The organism is Aureibacter tunicatorum (genome assembly GCF_036492635.1).
Taxonomy (GTDB): Bacteria; Bacteroidota; Bacteroidia; order Cytophagales; family Cyclobacteriaceae; genus Aureibacter; species Aureibacter tunicatorum.
The window spans coordinates 3,573,169-3,588,891 of the sequence record NZ_AP025305.1 but is presented as its reverse complement, the minus strand read 5'-3'; the positions used below and the strand labels follow the sequence as shown (position 1 = coordinate 3,588,891).

Here is a 15,723-nt window from a genome sequence, read left to right as displayed (position 1 = left end):
CGCAAACGACCCCAGTGGAGTTCATAAAAATTAATATTGTGGATTCAGTTTTAGAATATTTAAAAAATGAAACTAGATTAGCGATTTTCCCTAGACTATCTATTTTTTGTTCAAGTCTAATGTTTGCGTAATTCGAAAATCCTAAACCTATTATTGCGATTAATATTGAGGCGATTAAAAACCATTTATTTCGACTCATGCTTTTATTTGTTAAGTGAATAAATAGAAAGGATGATTTAAAGTATACTTAACGAATTGTGAGTGTTTTTTATTTCTTATTCATTCAGATTGCTATTAGTCGTTTCTTTTGCTTGACAAAATCCTTTTGTCTTTGGATGTCATTAGCCCGCAATCTACTAAGTTCATTTTTAAAAAGTAGATATAAGCAATGGTTTGTGAAAATTACCTTAAAGATTACGGGTGATTTTTTGTTTAACGCTAGTTCAGTTCATATGTAGCTTTATCCTTGTTGTCTTTCACTTGTATGTCGAGCGTTGACAATTGATCGCGTATATAATCAGAAAGTTCAAAGTCTTTTTTTGCTCTGGATTGTTGCCTTATTTCCATCATTATATCCAATATGTCAGTTAACAAGGGGGTGTTTTTATGGTCAGTTGACTCTTCGTTAATGCCCAGCACATCAACGAGCATACCTTTGTAAGTACTTTTGAGAGTAGTTGAGACATCCATGGGAAGGTTGCTTCCGTTATGATTCAATTTGTGGACTATGGTGAGCAAGTCAAACAGGCAAGCGATAGTTTCGGCTGTATTGAAGTCGTCATTCATTTTGTTGTAACAGTCCGCGCAAATTTTCATTATCTGCGATGCTAAAGCCTCATCGATATTCTGGCTTTCATTTGTTTGTAGCTTATCAATGACATTCAAACCTTTTTGGAGCTTTTTGCAGGCGATTTCAGCTGATTGAAGAGCTTTGTTTGAAAAGTCTATAGAGCTTCCATAATGAGCTTGAAGCATTAGAAAACGAATTGTCATCGGATCATACGATTTGTCAAGCAGATCGTGATTGCCGCTGAACATCTGGCTGAGAGAAATAAAATTGCCTTTTGACTTGGCCATTTTTTGTCCATCCAAAGTCATCATATTGTTGTGCATCCAATAATTTACCGGCGGACAGCCAAAAGCGCCATAGCTTTGAGCGATTTCTGCTTCATGATGAGGAAATTTGAGATCCATGCCTCCGCCATGAATGTCAAAAGGAATGCCTAGGTATTTGCTGCTCATCGCTGTGCATTCTATATGCCATCCCGGAAATCCCATGCCCCAAGGAGATGGCCATTGCATAATATGGCTTGGGTCGGCTTTTTTCCACAGGGCGAAATCCGCTGGGTGATTTTTCTCATCTTGTCCATCCAGCGATCGACTTCCCGCCATGAGTTCGTCCAACACTCTTCCGGAAAGTTCTCCATAGTGGTGTTTTTCAGAATAATTGATTACATCAAGATATACCGAGCCGTTTTTTTCGTAGGCTAAGTCATTAGCTATAATTTTTTCAATGATGCCAATTTGTTCAATGATGTGTCCCGAAGCGGTAGGTTCTATAGATGGTGGCAAGACATTAAGCTTGGCCATGGTATCGCGATATAGGTTTGTGTAGTGCTGTGCTACTTCCATAGGCTCAAGTTGTTCAATACGAGCTTTTTTAGCGATTTTGTCTTCGCCGTCTCCACTTAGCTCGTTTTCGAGATGGCCGACATCTGTGATATTTCTGACATAGCGTATTTTATAGCCGAGGTGCTTTAGGTAACGGTACACAATATCAAAAGTAATCGCTGAACGCGCATGGCCGAGATGCGGTTCTCCATAAACTGTTGGCCCGCAAACGTACATGCCTATTTTGCCTTCAACTAGTGGTGTGAAAAGTTCTTTTTTACCCGTTAGGGTATTCTTAAGATAGATTTTTGATTCCTTGTAGTTCAACTTTGCGTAATTTAGGTCTTTGATAAAAACTGTTTGCGACTGTATTTTGAGCTAGAGAATGACTGGCATGGTGATTAAATTACTCCATGCCTTTGATGAATTGAAGTTTTGAGCTTTCTAAATTCAACTCTCTGTAAAAACAAGCTTTTCTATGTTTGCTCTGTTGATCATATGTGTGGCAGACTCCGCTTCCGAGTAGCGTAACTTGGTAGACAAGAGCATCTTGATCACAGTCAATGAGTATGTTGTCTACTTGAAGAATGTCTCCGGAGGTTTCTCCTTTTGTCCAAAGTTGATTTCGAGAAGTGCTCCAAAATGTAGCTTTTCTTGTTCTTAGAGTCTTTGCAAAAGCCTCTTCATTGATGGAAGCGATCATCAAAAGTTGTCCTGTTGAAGTCTCTTGTACCGCTACAGGCAATAATCCGCCTCTTTTTTCGAACTGAAGATTTAGAGACGTCCCTTCTTCCAGTTCAATTATTGAAGAATTCAATTTTTTTTTTTGAGTTACTTTGTCGTTGTGTAGTGATTTATCCAACATCTCCAACTTGTTAAAGTGTTTGACTGAGTATTTATTAGTCTTTAAACGTGCCTTCAAATTGCAGAGCAATCATCTTCGAATTTTATGATCTATCGATTTTTTAGATCGTTGATGATTGGCTATCCAATTAAGTCTTGCTTATTTTTTGGACGATTCGGCAATTTTAGGATACTTCAAAAGTATCATTTATCAACCTTAAATGCAACTTTGTTGCATTTTCGTTTTAGAGTGTTGATGCCTTTATTGATTTCGCGAAGCTAGAACAGGGGTATGAGGATGTTTTGAAATTCAGTTAATAGATATTTTAGTCAATTATTTTTTGTTCTTTCAATATGTCGTAGGTAATTGACTTTCTGCTTTTGGCCATTTTGATGTCATGAAGATCCATGTTTAAAGCAAAAAGCCAAATATTGCTTTCTGATTCAATGTAGCCGACATTCCAACCAATATTTTCACTCCAACCTGTCTTAGAATGGATAACATAGTTTTCTGTTGAGTCTGTAATCATCAAGTCTTTGGCTGTTTCTTGAATTTTCGTGTCAAATGGCAGTTCATGTTTTACTAGTTTTTCCAGAAAGTCAATTTGGCCAGTTGCTGAAATAGCAAGTTCTCCTTCGAGCCAAAAATTATCGATTTTATTGCCAATTTTTTTATTTCCGTAATCTGCCTTGGTGATCCATTCCTGCATTCGCTTATGTCCGGTTTTGCGAGCTAATTCTTGATAAAACCATACACAAGAAATAGGAAAGGCTGTTTGCATCGTTTGGTTTTGGTTCCAAGGTTTATAGCCTCTATCCACGCCATCCCATTTGATTGTGTCATTAATGCTATTAATTGATGAAGCCTGCAAGGCTATCATGGAGTTAAGGATCTTGAATGTGGAGGCAGGGACAAATTCTTTCTTGCTTCTTTCTTTATTGTAGTATTGACTCGTATTCGTATTTAAGTTTTTTAATACAAATGTGCCGGTTGCATTATTGGCTTGAAATATTTCCTTCCAAGCTTTAGGACTTTGATTTTGATTGCAAGCTACTAAGCTAATGACCAATAATATCAATGGAATTGTTAATTTCTTGGTTTTCATAAGCAGGGCTTGATATTGTTTATGAAACCTATTGTTTGATATTAGGAATCTCATTTATTTATAAAACTTCAGCTTGAAAAATATTTTTATTAAAATCTAAAATAAATTTAAAAATTCATATTTCATATGAGTTCTGAAAATAACTAATCTTTAAAGTTTAAAAATATGAATATTATAAACCAGCTGTGTAAAATTGAATCTTGACCTCATGGAAATAGTTTATTTACGACTTTTTTGAAGATAGGGATAGACCTTATTTGATATCTTGACTTAGTGAGATGATTTTTGAAAAAATGGGCTGACTTGAAAAAATAGTAGGCCAGCCCGTTTTTAAGGTTGCTATTTTACCACTACGATTTCCACATCTCCATCCTCTGTGTCAACCGAGTTTCCAGCTTCATCGACAACAACGATCACGACATGATAAGCGCCTAAATTAGCTGTGTCAGCTACTTTGATATGTTCGTGCACACTGGCATTTTTTAGCCCTTTGAAAGTGCTTTTTTCCATAAATGTCTTATCTATAATTCGGTATTCATCTTCTATTAATCCTGATTCAGGATGGTCGTGAAGTTCAATATGGTAATAATCCAGATTGGCTTCGTCCCCGGCTTGGGCTTCGAAGTCTATATGGATAGTTCCGCCGAGTGACACTTCATTTCCTCCGTCGTGGTTTTCAGCGACCAAATTTGAAATGCTGAGCTTCTTTGCGAGCGCTTCCTCTTCTTCGCTTTCACAAGAGGATAACACTGCCGCGCTAAAGATTAGCGCCATGGATAGTTTGAATAACTTTTTCATTTTTTGTTGTTTTAGATTTATGGTTTTTGAAATTGAATGTTGATAATATTTGGGTTCTCTAACTGTGCTTGGCGCGCAGTTTTTTGTTACAGCTTTAAGCATGGAGGATGATTTGTCCAATCAAATTCCAAGCATAGGGTAAGCTTTGTTAAGTCCAGTATTTTGCATTGCAGCCTTAATTGTGCATGTTCATGGACAGCATGAAAAAAGTTCAAGCATTAATATTTTACAAGAACAGTTTCTTCTGATTTTCTTATCATCTTCATGGTATTTCCTTTATTGGGAAATAAAAAGTGATGAAAGAAACTCTGACAATGACATTTGCATTTAAAGCGTATGTTTGAGCTTCGTAAATCGTGTGATTTTACAAGTGCGACTATTCCTGTTTCTGATTTGCAGCATATTTTGATGCAAAGGGCTAAAGAGCCATTTGATATTCAAAAGCTGGTTAGAATAAGATCGAAGGAATAGGTTTTTTACGGTCTAATGCATTGGGAGTTCTGGAGCTAAGTATTTCAAGTTTTTTATATGGAGAGAGTTTATATCGCTATGAACACGTGTAATTCATATCCGAATTATTTCACGTTGATGAAGTACATCATTGACGAAACAAATGCAGCTCCATGACAGCGAGTGAATTTTGAAAATAGCTACAGAATCAAATGACTAGGAAAGATGAAATTTAGGAGGAGGAGTCGGTTTGTCTATGTGGGCAGAACCGTAAAAATCACCAAAATGCATTGTGGAATTATTGTTCACAATGGGGTGATTGGTCTCCAGAAGAGAATATTGCTTTTCGATCAACCAAGGGAAAACGAAAATCCATTGGAGCAAATGTCCGATATCGTCTAATATTGGAGCTATTGCTTTATAATCGAAAGACTCAATCAAAAAAGTTAAAGTGGAGCCGTGTTGGCAATGATCGTGTTCATGAGCGTATGAATAATCATGAAGATGTTCGCTTTCATTGACATCTGCTTGTTTCGCAATTGACTCAGGCTCATTGATATAATGAACAAGCATATGCGTTCCGCTAACGATAATCGATCCGAAGATGATGGTTAGCGTGCCAAATAAAAGCAGTATGGCATATAACTTTTTCAATCGCAGTTGCATTTAATTTACTGGAAATATAAATAAAATTTTCTAAAATCTTATTTATTGGAGCCTAAGTTTCATGAATAAGTCTGAGTCAGAGGCTAAGAATTAATAAAAAATTGTTTGAAATGAACTATTTGAAAAATAGCTGGCTCAAAAGAACCAGCTAGATGAAAAGTGTTTCCCCAATTATTTCAAGGAGCAAAATATCATAATAATTTTGCTTGGTCTCTTGATAAATAGAAATTAAACTTTGCTTCGATATCAGTCTAATGAAGGCTTGCTCATTCCCTCAAATCTGCCATGGTCGACGAAATGTTGGTCAGGTTTTGTTCCATAGTACGAATCTTGAGCGACATCAGGTCGTTGTTCAAGGTATGACTCATCGGTGCATTTTTCATAAAATGAATCTCCATACAATCTTTCAGCCATCTCGATAATCGTTCTAAGTTGAGGTATGTCATTGTCTATTTCCTTGTACCAGTACGCAAGAACGGCATGATCCATTTTCCCGCCTCTGTTGATGAATTCATCCATGAATGCCAAGACTGTACTTCTAAAACTGTCATGATCTTTAGACTCAGAAGAGGTGAAAAGTATTCCAACATCGGTTTTAATAGTGTCTGACACATATCGCTGAGCTTCCAATAGTCTATCCCAAGAGCTAAGGCTATATAAATACTCTTCAGGATGGTCGAAAACAATAAAAGCAAGCTTGATGTCTTTTAACTTGAATGCTCTATCCAATGCAGTGTATGCAGTTCTGTAATTAAATCCTAGTTGATTTTCGCCATGGCTTCCTTTGACAACCAATGCGTCGAGAATTCCAATTCCTATTTCACCATCGAATTCATAATCCACTTTATAAGCGTATCTCAATGCGTCAGCGACTCTTTCACCCAAGGTATAATCGCAAGTCTCACCAGTTTCGCATGATTCTTCTAATTGCGGAGGAACAGGTTTGGACAATATGCTTTGAAGAGCAACATATTTGACATCTACCCCTGTGTTTTTAATCCTTCTTATCAAGCTTATGTCTCGATTGAGAATATTTACTCTTTGTTGCTCGCATCTGCATTCAAGCCAAACAGCGCTGCCGACATCTATTACAAGAGGCACGTTGTGGGCAATCAGCATAGGAGCAATGCTATCTCTGAAGAATTCGTGTCGAATTGAGTCGTACAAATTCAGTCTTAACATGAAGTAGTCCATTCCTCTCAAAGCATTGACAAGTCTCGATTTTTCTGTAGTAAACATGTCATGAAAATCGTAAGAAAGAGCGTTAGGAAGGCCTCTGTTCCCATGCTCGAACCAAAGCTTGGTCGTGTTTTCTTGGGAAGGGATGATTTCATTCGATCCTTCAAGAAGAATTTGGGAAGGTTCAATTTCGTTTTGTTTAAGAATCTTGGAGCTATCATCACAACCAGCTGCGAAGAATAGGAATAAGATGGGAATTAAAAAAATGCGTTTCATAATTTTGAGATTTAAATAATTGCGAGTTTTAAGTTTATAAAATTGAGATTAAACACTTGTGGGAATAGTTCAAAAATTATGCTTAAATAAAAATATTCTTATAAATGGATGGGTTAGGGAAATGCCTCTATGGAAGGGGTTCTTGAGAGGACGAAATGCAGGATGATGTGCAATGATAGGAAAGGATTGTATATGAATTTTTATTTAAAAACAACTGTTTTGTTGCTTGAAGAGTATTGAGTTGATACTTAGATGCTAAATATTTTAATTTGTGTTCTACTTTTGGTTTGAATGCTTTTAAGTTTAGATCTTTTAATTATTGTTATCCTTATATTTTACGGCTAATCGAGTTCCTTCGAATGTTGTTACTAGTTCCGTCTCTATCAAGTCTCCTATTTTATGGAATACTTTGATTTTTTTAATATCGTTTATCCAGCAATTGGTATTTTCTAAATTCTCAGAAAGTATTGTTTTAGCATCAATATCATTGATGTCAGTTATTTTAAATACGGATTCATTTATCAAAGAGCCTTTTCCAGTAACCCATAATTTTACTTATGCGCCGTATAGAGGAATTAATAGATTATAGTCTAATTCATTTTTACTGGCTTTTAAAAAAAGATCATCTAGAAAATATTCAAGTAAAAAATTGAGTTTGCTTGGATCTCCACATGCAATATATTTGTTGTCAATAATTTTAATATGAAACCAATCAAATTCCGATATATCATTAGATATTACAAATTGAACTCCTTCAAGTGGAGTCTCATTTAAATCAATAGTTATAGCCCAACCAGGATTGTCTATTGTTTCAATTTTTACACCATGATAATGCTCCCAGTCTCCATCGCATTGATTCTTATACCAATTTTGAAGCCTTTCTAGTACTTGCATATAATAGATTTTAAAAAACTACAATAGCATTTTTTATGCTCTGATAAACTGTTAATATACTGATTTATAAATTCAAATAGCCTACCTTAGAAAAATCTATGAATTAATCATCTACCTTGTATTGAGTCTAGGAGAAAGTATTCAAAAATCAATTGAAATCGTGGGTTACGATGAATATTTAAAGCTTGCAATTTGCAATTGATGTAACATAACAGCTTGAAACTTTATAACAGCTCGATTTCTTTGGTGATATTCTGAATCGCTTGTTCTTCATGCTTGTTTTGAAACTCAGTCGTTTTGTAAATTTGAGGCAATTCTAAAAACGATTTCAATACTTGCTTTCTTCCCTTATTGTAAATAAAGTCTGGATACAGTGTGTATTCTTTACGTATGTTTTTCATATAGATACTGTAGTCGCTCCAAGAGCTTCCCAATATCGCCAGATCAAAATCTAGCAGATACTTGATGTCATTTTCAGTATCATTTTCATGCTTTTTTGTATCGATAATTTGATTGTAGCATTTGGATGTTTTTTCAGCGTTTACTCCAAGGCGCTCTAAGTTTTGACTTGCGACCAAAGCGCTTTTCTTTTCATTATCGCTTCTAGATGAGTTGTATACGATATCATGATAAAACACCGAAAACAATAGAGTATCAAAGTCTTCTATTTTAACCTGATATTCAAAAGCAAGTTGAATCATGGATTTGATATGCTCAGTATTATGGTAAAAGCGGTCTTTTTTATTGTAATGGCTTTCTATCTCGCTCCAAAGATCAGAAATTAAATTTTCATCATTTGAATACCTTGAAGCAAGTTCAGTCCATATTCCTTTTAGGTTATCCATTTTGCAAGTCTTTGATTCTTGAATACAAAATACAGTTTAATGTGGTTTATAGACTATTGCGTTACGATTATTATTCAAAAATTTCTTAGCATTCGATAGACTCGGCTTGTTTGTGAATTAACTTATTGCTTAAGGTGCTTTGCTAAAATATTGGAATGAGTATATATAGAGTGCTTTAGATGTTTGGAATGCGAGTGATTAGGTTTGTATCGTAGATGAAAGATCAATGGGTTGAAACTATGCTTTCTTTTTAAGAATATCTAATTAGTACGTTAATTGTAATTATTAAAATAATAGTAAGAAGCGGAATGAATGATATAAATGGGAGTACTTTATAAATTAATTTTAATTTTTTTTTAACCTCTTCATTAATGTTTAAATATACGATTACTCCTGAAAAACTAAACGCAAATGAAGTCAGTAAAACAGGAATCATATAGCCTATCGTGTAGGCAAAAGAGTGAGCTGCATAGCCAGGTGTCGGATTTGTGAAAATCAGCAGTGTTCCAAATAACGTAAGCGAGATTATTGTTAGCTTGATTGATTTTTTCCATTTTATTTCTGATGGAATGAATAGATCATAGTTTAGAGTCTTATTGTCTTCTTTACGTAGATATATTAATTTTAATGATATGCCTATAAAAAATACCACAATTGAGGTTAATGCAAGTATACTAATTCCCATTATGTGAGTATACATAGGATGCTTCATGGAGGGGAGACTATACAATAATCCACATATGCCAATTGTGAATATAATCGAAGAAGCCATTTTTTTTAATTCCAATATTTTAATTTTCTCCATGAGCTATGAGTTTTTTAGGTAATTGATTCCAATTTCGTTTCTTGTGAAATTTTGGCGAGTTTAAAACTCAATAGAAATTCTATATGCTCCTTTATTTTGTTGGCATGATTGTAAAATATGGAGCGAAGAAGGTTTTATTCCTATTAAAGGTTTAGTGTAAATATATTATAAAAAGAAGACCGAGCAAAGAACTATTGTGTTTTGCATTTTAGTTTGCTTTAACGCCTCACTAAAATGAATTCCGTTTACCTCAGCTATGTTTGGAGATTGTAAACCAAACTAAAAAATTATTTTCAGTAATAAAATAAGATAAAAAGGCAGCGTTTCAAAGGCTCTCAGAAAGTTCTTGGAATATTAGAGTGAAAGCTGGAGTATGTATAAGGCTTGTTTAGGTAACTGGAGAGTGAGGTAAAGTTCGTATCGGAGATTATGAACCAGCAGAAGCAGAAAATTCTCCATCTAATTCCATCTTATCTCGTGCCATTGTGGAGAAATGGTTTTTTTGAATGTAATAGCCTTGTGTTGTGTCTATGACTAGGCTATTACATTTGAAACAGGATTGTGAACTCTATTTTTCTATCGCTTTTTTGATGATTTTATCAAATCTGCTGTCCATGCATACACTAATATCAGTGGTTATGAATTTTCCATTATAATACAAACTAAAAATTGTTGCTGGTGTAGGAGAGTTTTGAGCTTCTTCTAAAGTTTCAAATTTTACTACTTCTAGGTTTAAATTTCTATTCTTAACTGTTTCTACAAGTGAATTTGTAACGTGGTATTCAGAGAATGGACAGCGATTTGAGAAATAAACTGTCAAGCCATCCGTATTTTCACATTCTCCTTTCTCAACACTCTTTTTAAACTTAGGTTGTTCTGCTTTATTGTCGAACTTTTTCACCAAAAGGCTAAAACCATAAGGTAATCTATCGGCTTCTTCAAACCCCTGTTTTAACAGCCATTTTGTATCGTTCATAAAATGAAACTTTTTTGTGCCAACGATTGTCACAAGACCTGATTTTCCACGTTGTTTTGCTTCGTCCTCTGCTTTTTGCAGTAAAGCTTTTGCGTAACCATTACCTTTATATTTTCCTGATACCCACATGCAACCTACAAATATGTAGTTTGATGCATCTATCGGAACCCAAGATTTTTCCGCATCACAATATTCAATAAATACTTTAGCCCGTGTATCTAAGCGATAAAATTTATATCCATTTTCAAATTCATTAGTCAGCCACTTCTTTTTCAACTCATAGCTTTCTTTACATTTTTTGTCTGAAATAGCACAACAAATATGTTCCTTTTGAATATTTTTCGCATTCAACTCTATTATTTTTTCCATAACTATCTACTTTATTGGAATCCATAACTCAGTAATCGACTCAGGGTGCTCTGGTCCAAAATATTGTTCTCCATATCTTTCAAAACTAGCTCGCCTGTCTATTTCATACTCTGAGTTTGACAGCCAAGTGCCATAAGCATAATCAAATGACATTTGAATATTGCTCATTGTTCCTTTATGCTCGAAAACGGCATACTTTCCACCTTCAATCGTTAAGCTATTGAGTTCTTTGGGTATATTCTTAATCTCATTAACTTCTACTGCAGCCCATTTTTCAAACTTCATGTCTTCTGTGAAATTTTCCATTTTGAAACCTGTATCAAATGGGTGTATTTCATAGCAACCTGTATTTATATTATTCTCTATTTCTTTTTTTCTTGGCATAAAATCCCTCCACAACTGCGGAATTTTATTATTAGCAAGCGAGGTTAACACATTCATTCCAATGAAATTTCTCTTTTCAATTTCTATAATTTTGGGCTTCATCGTTACATTGCTTTTTAAATGACTTAATCTTTCAACTGTTAATCTTGCACGACCAAAAGCTCTCTGATTATTATTTAGTTTACGATACTTTCCGGGACTAGTATTGTAAACTTTCTTGAATGAACGAGTGTAAGCTTCCTGAGACTCAAATTGATAATCAAAAGCAATGTTTAATATGGAGTGGTTGGTATTTATCAATTGCTTTGAAGACCTTGAGATTCGTCTTCTTCTAAGATAACTTCCAGCTGTTTCTCCTGTCATTGCTGTAAAAACTCTTATGAAATGAAATTTTGAAAAAGATGCTTTTTCTGAAATCATCTCAATTGTAAGCTTTTTCATCAAGTTGTCCTCCATGAAGTTCACTGCTTTTTCAATTCGTTCATAGTAATCATTTTTAACTTGTTCTTGCATTGTAAAAGTAAGTATAACGCTATTCTTGTTTTTGATATTTATTGCGATATGATTGTCCCTCTTGGTAAGAAGTAACACCTCAATCAACTAAATTCAGTTTATTTAAGCTTTGTGCGGAGTTCGTAAATAGGGCTTTAAAAAAGTGCTTTCAATAATAAAGTATGATAAAAAAGCAGCGTTTCAAAGGCTCTCAGAATGTTCTTGGAATATTAGTGCGGAAGCTGGAGTATGTATAAGGCTTGTTTAGGTAACTGGAGAGTGTGGTAAGGTTCGCATCGGAGATGAGGAACTAGCTGAAATGCTTGATTTTCATCGGTATATTTATTCATTTTCCAAATTTGAAGCTTCCCAACCAATTATAGCTTTTTTTCTTATTGGATTCCAATGATATCCACCAATGTTTCCTGATTTTTGGATTACTCTATGGCAAGGAATTAGATAGGCTATAGGATTGTTTCCAATAGCTGTTCCCACAGCTCTCGATGCTTTAGGGTGCTCAATAGCTTGTGCTATTTCGCCATAAGTAGAAAGGCTTCCATAAGGTATTGACAATAATGTTTCCCAAACTTTCAATTGAAACTTTGTTCCTTTTAAGTGTAGTTTTATTTTTTTTAGATTAGTCCAGTCATTACGGAAAATAAGCAAGGCTTCCTGTTGAATTTTATCTGATTTTTGAGTGAATGTTGCCTTTGGGAAGACGGACTGTAATTCTTCAAATGCTAGACTCTCGTCATCACAAAAAGCCATATGGCATATTCCTTTGTTAGTTGCTGCGACTATGATTTTCCCAAATGGGCATTCTGCAAAACTATAATTAATTTTTAATGTTGAACCACCATTTTTATATTCACCAGGAGTCATACCCTCAATTGTGATAAACATGTCATGAAGCCTACTTGTACCTGACAAGCCCATATTAAAAGCCGTGTCAAACAAACTAACTTCTTTTTTCTTCAATATGCTTTTGGCGTATTTAGAGCTGATATATTTTAAATATTGTTTTGGACTAATTCCAACCCAATCTTTAAATAAACGCTGAAAATGGAAAGAACTTAAGTTTACATGTTTTGCTATTGCATCTAAAGATGGCTGTTCTTTAAAGTTGTCCTCTATATATGCAATAGCTTTTGCTATCAAGTCATATTGGTAAGCTTTACTGTTTTGCATAAAGAGTAGCTTCCTTGTTTAGTTCATCAATCAATTCGTCTATTTCTTTTTCGGTAGTGTTGTAATTTGTAATACAGGCCCTAAATGTAGAAATTCCTTTTATTGGGTAAATAGATAGCCATGATTTTCCATTAGCCAATATATTATTTAATATTTTTTTTGTGAAATTTGAGTCAGTTTCAAATTCATTTTTTGTAAAACAGACAACAGGCAAGTTAGTATTGTTTTTAATAACCCAACCATTCTTTAATAATTGGCTTTTTAGATATCTACCTATTTTTGCCTGATGATTGATGGTTTGTTCATAGCCTTGCCAACCGTAAAAAAGAAGTGAAAGGTATACTTTTAAACCAATGAATCTTCTCGACCATTGTATTGAATGAGTAAATGGTTCGGTTACTGTTAGTTTATCCGCTTCTTTGGGCATATATTCAGTTGTAATCCTGAATGTTTTTCCAAGAATGTCATCTTTTGAAGTTAAAAAGATACTTGTGCCCATTGGAACAGACATCCATTTATGAGCATCAAAAGTAATGGAATCGGATTTTTCAATACCAGATAAATTGTGCTTTAAATCCTGACTTAAAATTGCTCCACCACCATACGCAGCATCAACGTGAAACCAAATGTTATACTTTTTACAAATGTAATTTAGTTGATTCAGTTGGTCAATTGTGCCAGTTCCGGTAGTACCCGCTGTCCCGATGATCATCAAAGGAGAATATACTGATGTGTCTAGGTTTTTTATTTCTTGCAGTAAAACTTCCGTGTCCAGTTTTAAATCATTTGTAGTTGGAATTGATTTTACTAGATTATATCCTAATCCTACAACTTTTGCAGCTTTTTGAATGGAGTGATGAGCTTCTGCGGAACAAAAGATAACAGGTTTTTTGTCTAATCCAAATGCCCCATCTCTAGCAAATTTTGAATATTTATGGTTTAAAGCACAAAGAATAGCTGTTAGATTAGCTTCAGCTCCTCCTGTTGTAAAAACACCATCTGCATTTCTATTATATCCAAATTTATTTGCAAATTCTTTAATTAATAACTCTTCTACTTCAACGGCAAATGGAGCATGGCTCCATGCGGCTAATTGAGGGTTATAAGTAGCTGTAATTAGGTCAGCGATAATTCCAGCATAATTAGAACGTGGGTTGAAAAGTCCAAAATATTTAGGGTGTGGTGTGTGCACCGAAAAGTTCTCAAGACCTTTTATTACATGTTGGATAGCTTTAACAGGGTTAATGCCGATAGCCAATTCTTTGGTAAGGATAGATTCTCTGATTTCTTTTATATTCAAATCAGGATTGGTTTTAAAATCTTTTGTTGAACTATAATAGTTTTCTATCTTTTCAAATACTGTTTCGAGTATTCTTTTTCTTTGTTTAAGGTCAAAATCAAATTGCATGTTAATTCATTTTAGATGTTTTGACAAAATTCTGAATTCCCAAAAAATTATTTAACCCGATTCTTGCGGTTTTTTATATCTATTACACTCCAATAAACCGAACTTTATTTGTTAAAGTTATGCATGGAGTAGGTAAATCAGGCTGTGCTTCAAAGGCGTTTAGAATGTTCTTGGAATATTAGAGTGAAAGCTGACGTTTGTATAAGGCTTGTTTAGGTCACTGGGGAGTGAGGTAAAGTTCGTATCGGAGATTACGAACCAGCAGAAGAATAACTTATCCATATTGATTGTTGCAAACCTTTCATTCTTTTTTGAATTCTTTCAATACTGGCAAGGCTTTGTTGTCAAAGTTGAATAATGCTTGATTTTCCCAAGGGGATGCGTCTGTAGACTGACTTCCTTTCCAAGCAATTAACTCAGCGCCCCAATAGCAAAAGCCAATGCCATTTTCGGTGTCTTTAATTGAGTTTTTTATCTGCTTGATAAATTTTCTCTGGCCTTCCTGAGTCGCGGGGTATTCAGGCAAAATTAGTTGTTCTTTCGATCCCACTATGTTATTAGTCAAATCACGCCATTCAAGCGTAAAAGGGTAGGCTGTTTCTGCTATTACTATTTTTTTATTATGGGTTTCACTTAAGCTTTTCAGACGGGCTTTTAGGTTGTTTATGGATTTGCCATGATGAATTGGATAATAGGATAAACCAATGATATCATAATCTATTGTGTTATTTATGTTATTGAAAAACCAATCAGAGCCTTCAATGCCGGCAAAGTGTAAAATTACTTTAGCGCTTTCAGAATTTGTTTTTACTGCGGATGAAACGGTATTCGAAAGTTCTATAAACTTTTCAAAATTGCCGTTTATTATCTCTCCATGCGGAAAAAGCATCCCTGTGTTTACTTCATTGCCAATTTGAATATATTCAGGTTGTATTTCGTTTATTATTCTTTCCGTGTATTCATAAACACTGTCTTTTAGCTCTGAAAAACTTAAGCCTTGCCATTGAGACGGAGTTTCTTGTTGACCAGGATGCGCCCATGAGTCAGAGTAATGGGGCGTAATCCATATTTTAAAGCCTTTGGATTTTAGAACTTGGGAAAACCGTTGTACTTCATTAAATCCAGAATGCTCATTGCTTGGGTTTACCCAAAGTCTCAGCCTAATTGTATTAACTCCGTTATTTTTAAGTATAGTTAAAAAGTCATTCTGATCCCCATTCAAGTCATAAAATTTATGATCATAACTTGAGACTTCAGGGTATCCTGAGATGTCAACTCCAGAAATAAAATCCGAATTCTCATTATTTATGCTAGGCTCGTCTATATCTTCTTTACTGCAAGAGAAAAGAATTGACAGAAATAATAATATATGTATTGACCTATTATTCATTTTTAAAATAATTGAAACACGCTAATAAAAGAAATACAGTATA

General features: G+C 34.6%; 14 protein-coding genes. All 14 read right to left on the bottom strand.

Annotated elements, in window-relative coordinates; all coding sequences use genetic code 11:
• Positions 1-438: 438 nt before the first annotated feature.
• The gene (cysS, locus tag AABK36_RS15060) at positions 439-1,938 is read right to left on the bottom strand and encodes a cysteine--tRNA ligase (protein WP_309938061.1); all 1,500 of its coding nucleotides are present in this window, start codon (positions 1,936-1,938) and stop codon (positions 439-441) included.
• A gap of 79 nt (positions 1,939-2,017) precedes the next feature.
• Positions 2,018-2,476: a phosphoribosyl-AMP cyclohydrolase gene (locus tag AABK36_RS15055; protein ID WP_309938062.1), complete on the bottom strand. Its 459-nt coding sequence runs from the start codon at positions 2,474-2,476 to the stop codon at positions 2,018-2,020.
• Between the two features lie 304 nt (positions 2,477-2,780).
• Positions 2,781-3,560 (bottom strand): class D beta-lactamase, encoded by a 780-nt coding sequence (gene blaOXA, locus AABK36_RS15050; protein WP_309938063.1) that lies wholly within the window; start codon positions 3,558-3,560, stop codon positions 2,781-2,783.
• A gap of 339 nt (positions 3,561-3,899) precedes the next feature.
• Entirely contained in the window at positions 3,900-4,358 is a 459-nt protein-coding gene (locus AABK36_RS15045) for a DUF4625 domain-containing protein (RefSeq protein WP_309938064.1), read from the bottom strand.
• 666 nt (positions 4,359-5,024) lie between these two features.
• Positions 5,025-5,462: a hypothetical protein gene (locus AABK36_RS15040; protein WP_309938065.1), complete on the bottom strand. Its 438-nt coding sequence runs from the start codon at positions 5,460-5,462 to the stop codon at positions 5,025-5,027.
• Positions 5,463-5,720: 258 nt separating this feature from the next.
• Entirely contained in the window at positions 5,721-6,929 is a 1,209-nt protein-coding gene (locus tag AABK36_RS15035) for a hypothetical protein (protein WP_309938066.1), read from the bottom strand.
• Between the two features lie 555 nt (positions 6,930-7,484).
• Positions 7,485-7,823 (bottom strand): immunity 53 family protein, encoded by a 339-nt coding sequence (locus AABK36_RS15030; protein ID WP_309938067.1) that lies wholly within the window; start codon positions 7,821-7,823, stop codon positions 7,485-7,487.
• A 224-nt stretch (positions 7,824-8,047) separates the two neighbouring features.
• Positions 8,048-8,668, bottom strand: coding sequence for an HD domain-containing protein (locus tag AABK36_RS15025; RefSeq protein WP_309938068.1), 621 nt, complete (start codon positions 8,666-8,668; stop codon positions 8,048-8,050).
• Positions 8,669-8,918: 250 nt separating this feature from the next.
• Positions 8,919-9,473, bottom strand: coding sequence for a hypothetical protein (locus tag AABK36_RS15020; protein ID WP_309938069.1), 555 nt, complete (start codon positions 9,471-9,473; stop codon positions 8,919-8,921).
• Between the two features lie 568 nt (positions 9,474-10,041).
• Positions 10,042-10,818: an N-acetyltransferase gene (locus tag AABK36_RS15015; RefSeq protein WP_309938071.1), complete on the bottom strand. Its 777-nt coding sequence runs from the start codon at positions 10,816-10,818 to the stop codon at positions 10,042-10,044.
• A gap of 6 nt (positions 10,819-10,824) precedes the next feature.
• Complete coding sequence (locus AABK36_RS15010; RefSeq protein ID WP_309938072.1) at positions 10,825-11,715, bottom strand: AraC family transcriptional regulator; 891 nt, start codon at positions 11,713-11,715, stop codon at positions 10,825-10,827.
• 321 nt (positions 11,716-12,036) lie between these two features.
• Positions 12,037-12,882, bottom strand: a complete 846-nt coding sequence (locus AABK36_RS15005) for a bifunctional helix-turn-helix domain-containing protein/methylated-DNA--[protein]-cysteine S-methyltransferase (RefSeq protein ID WP_309938073.1) — start codon at positions 12,880-12,882, stop codon at positions 12,037-12,039.
• Positions 12,869-14,290, bottom strand: coding sequence for a pyridoxal phosphate-dependent decarboxylase family protein (locus AABK36_RS15000; RefSeq protein WP_309938074.1), 1,422 nt, complete (start codon positions 14,288-14,290; stop codon positions 12,869-12,871). The genes AABK36_RS15005 and AABK36_RS15000 overlap by 14 nt, the downstream gene beginning before the upstream one ends.
• A 301-nt stretch (positions 14,291-14,591) precedes the next feature.
• Positions 14,592-15,680 (bottom strand): glycoside hydrolase family 53 protein, encoded by a 1,089-nt coding sequence (locus tag AABK36_RS14995; RefSeq protein ID WP_309938075.1) that lies wholly within the window; start codon positions 15,678-15,680, stop codon positions 14,592-14,594.
• Between the last annotated feature and the right edge of the window lie 43 nt (positions 15,681-15,723).

Bases quoted from the DNA above. Each gene is read 5' to 3' on its own strand.
- AABK36_RS15025 (WP_309938068.1), bottom strand. From the start codon at position 8,668: ATGGATAACCTAAAAGGAATATGGACTGAACTTGCTTCAAGGTATTCA.
- blaOXA (WP_309938063.1), bottom strand. From the start codon at position 3,560: ATGAAAACCAAGAAATTAACAATTCCATTGATATTATTGGTCATTAGC.
- AABK36_RS15005 (WP_309938073.1), bottom strand. From the start codon at position 12,882: ATGCAAAACAGTAAAGCTTACCAATATGACTTGATAGCAAAAGCTATT.
- AABK36_RS15045 (WP_309938064.1), bottom strand. From the start codon at position 4,358: ATGAAAAAGTTATTCAAACTATCCATGGCGCTAATCTTTAGCGCGGCA.
- AABK36_RS15020 (WP_309938069.1), bottom strand. From the start codon at position 9,473: ATGGAGAAAATTAAAATATTGGAATTAAAAAAAATGGCTTCTTCGATT.
- AABK36_RS15010 (WP_309938072.1), bottom strand. From the start codon at position 11,715: ATGCAAGAACAAGTTAAAAATGATTACTATGAACGAATTGAAAAAGCA.
- AABK36_RS15055 (WP_309938062.1), bottom strand. From the start codon at position 2,476: ATGTTGGATAAATCACTACACAACGACAAAGTAACTCAAAAAAAAAAA.
- AABK36_RS15000 (WP_309938074.1), bottom strand. From the start codon at position 14,290: ATGCAATTTGATTTTGACCTTAAACAAAGAAAAAGAATACTCGAAACA.
- AABK36_RS15030 (WP_309938067.1), bottom strand. From the start codon at position 7,823: ATGCAAGTACTAGAAAGGCTTCAAAATTGGTATAAGAATCAATGCGAT.
- AABK36_RS15035 (WP_309938066.1), bottom strand. From the start codon at position 6,929: ATGAAACGCATTTTTTTAATTCCCATCTTATTCCTATTCTTCGCAGCT.
- AABK36_RS15015 (WP_309938071.1), bottom strand. From the start codon at position 10,818: ATGGAAAAAATAATAGAGTTGAATGCGAAAAATATTCAAAAGGAACAT.
- AABK36_RS14995 (WP_309938075.1), bottom strand. From the start codon at position 15,680: ATGAATAATAGGTCAATACATATATTATTATTTCTGTCAATTCTTTTC.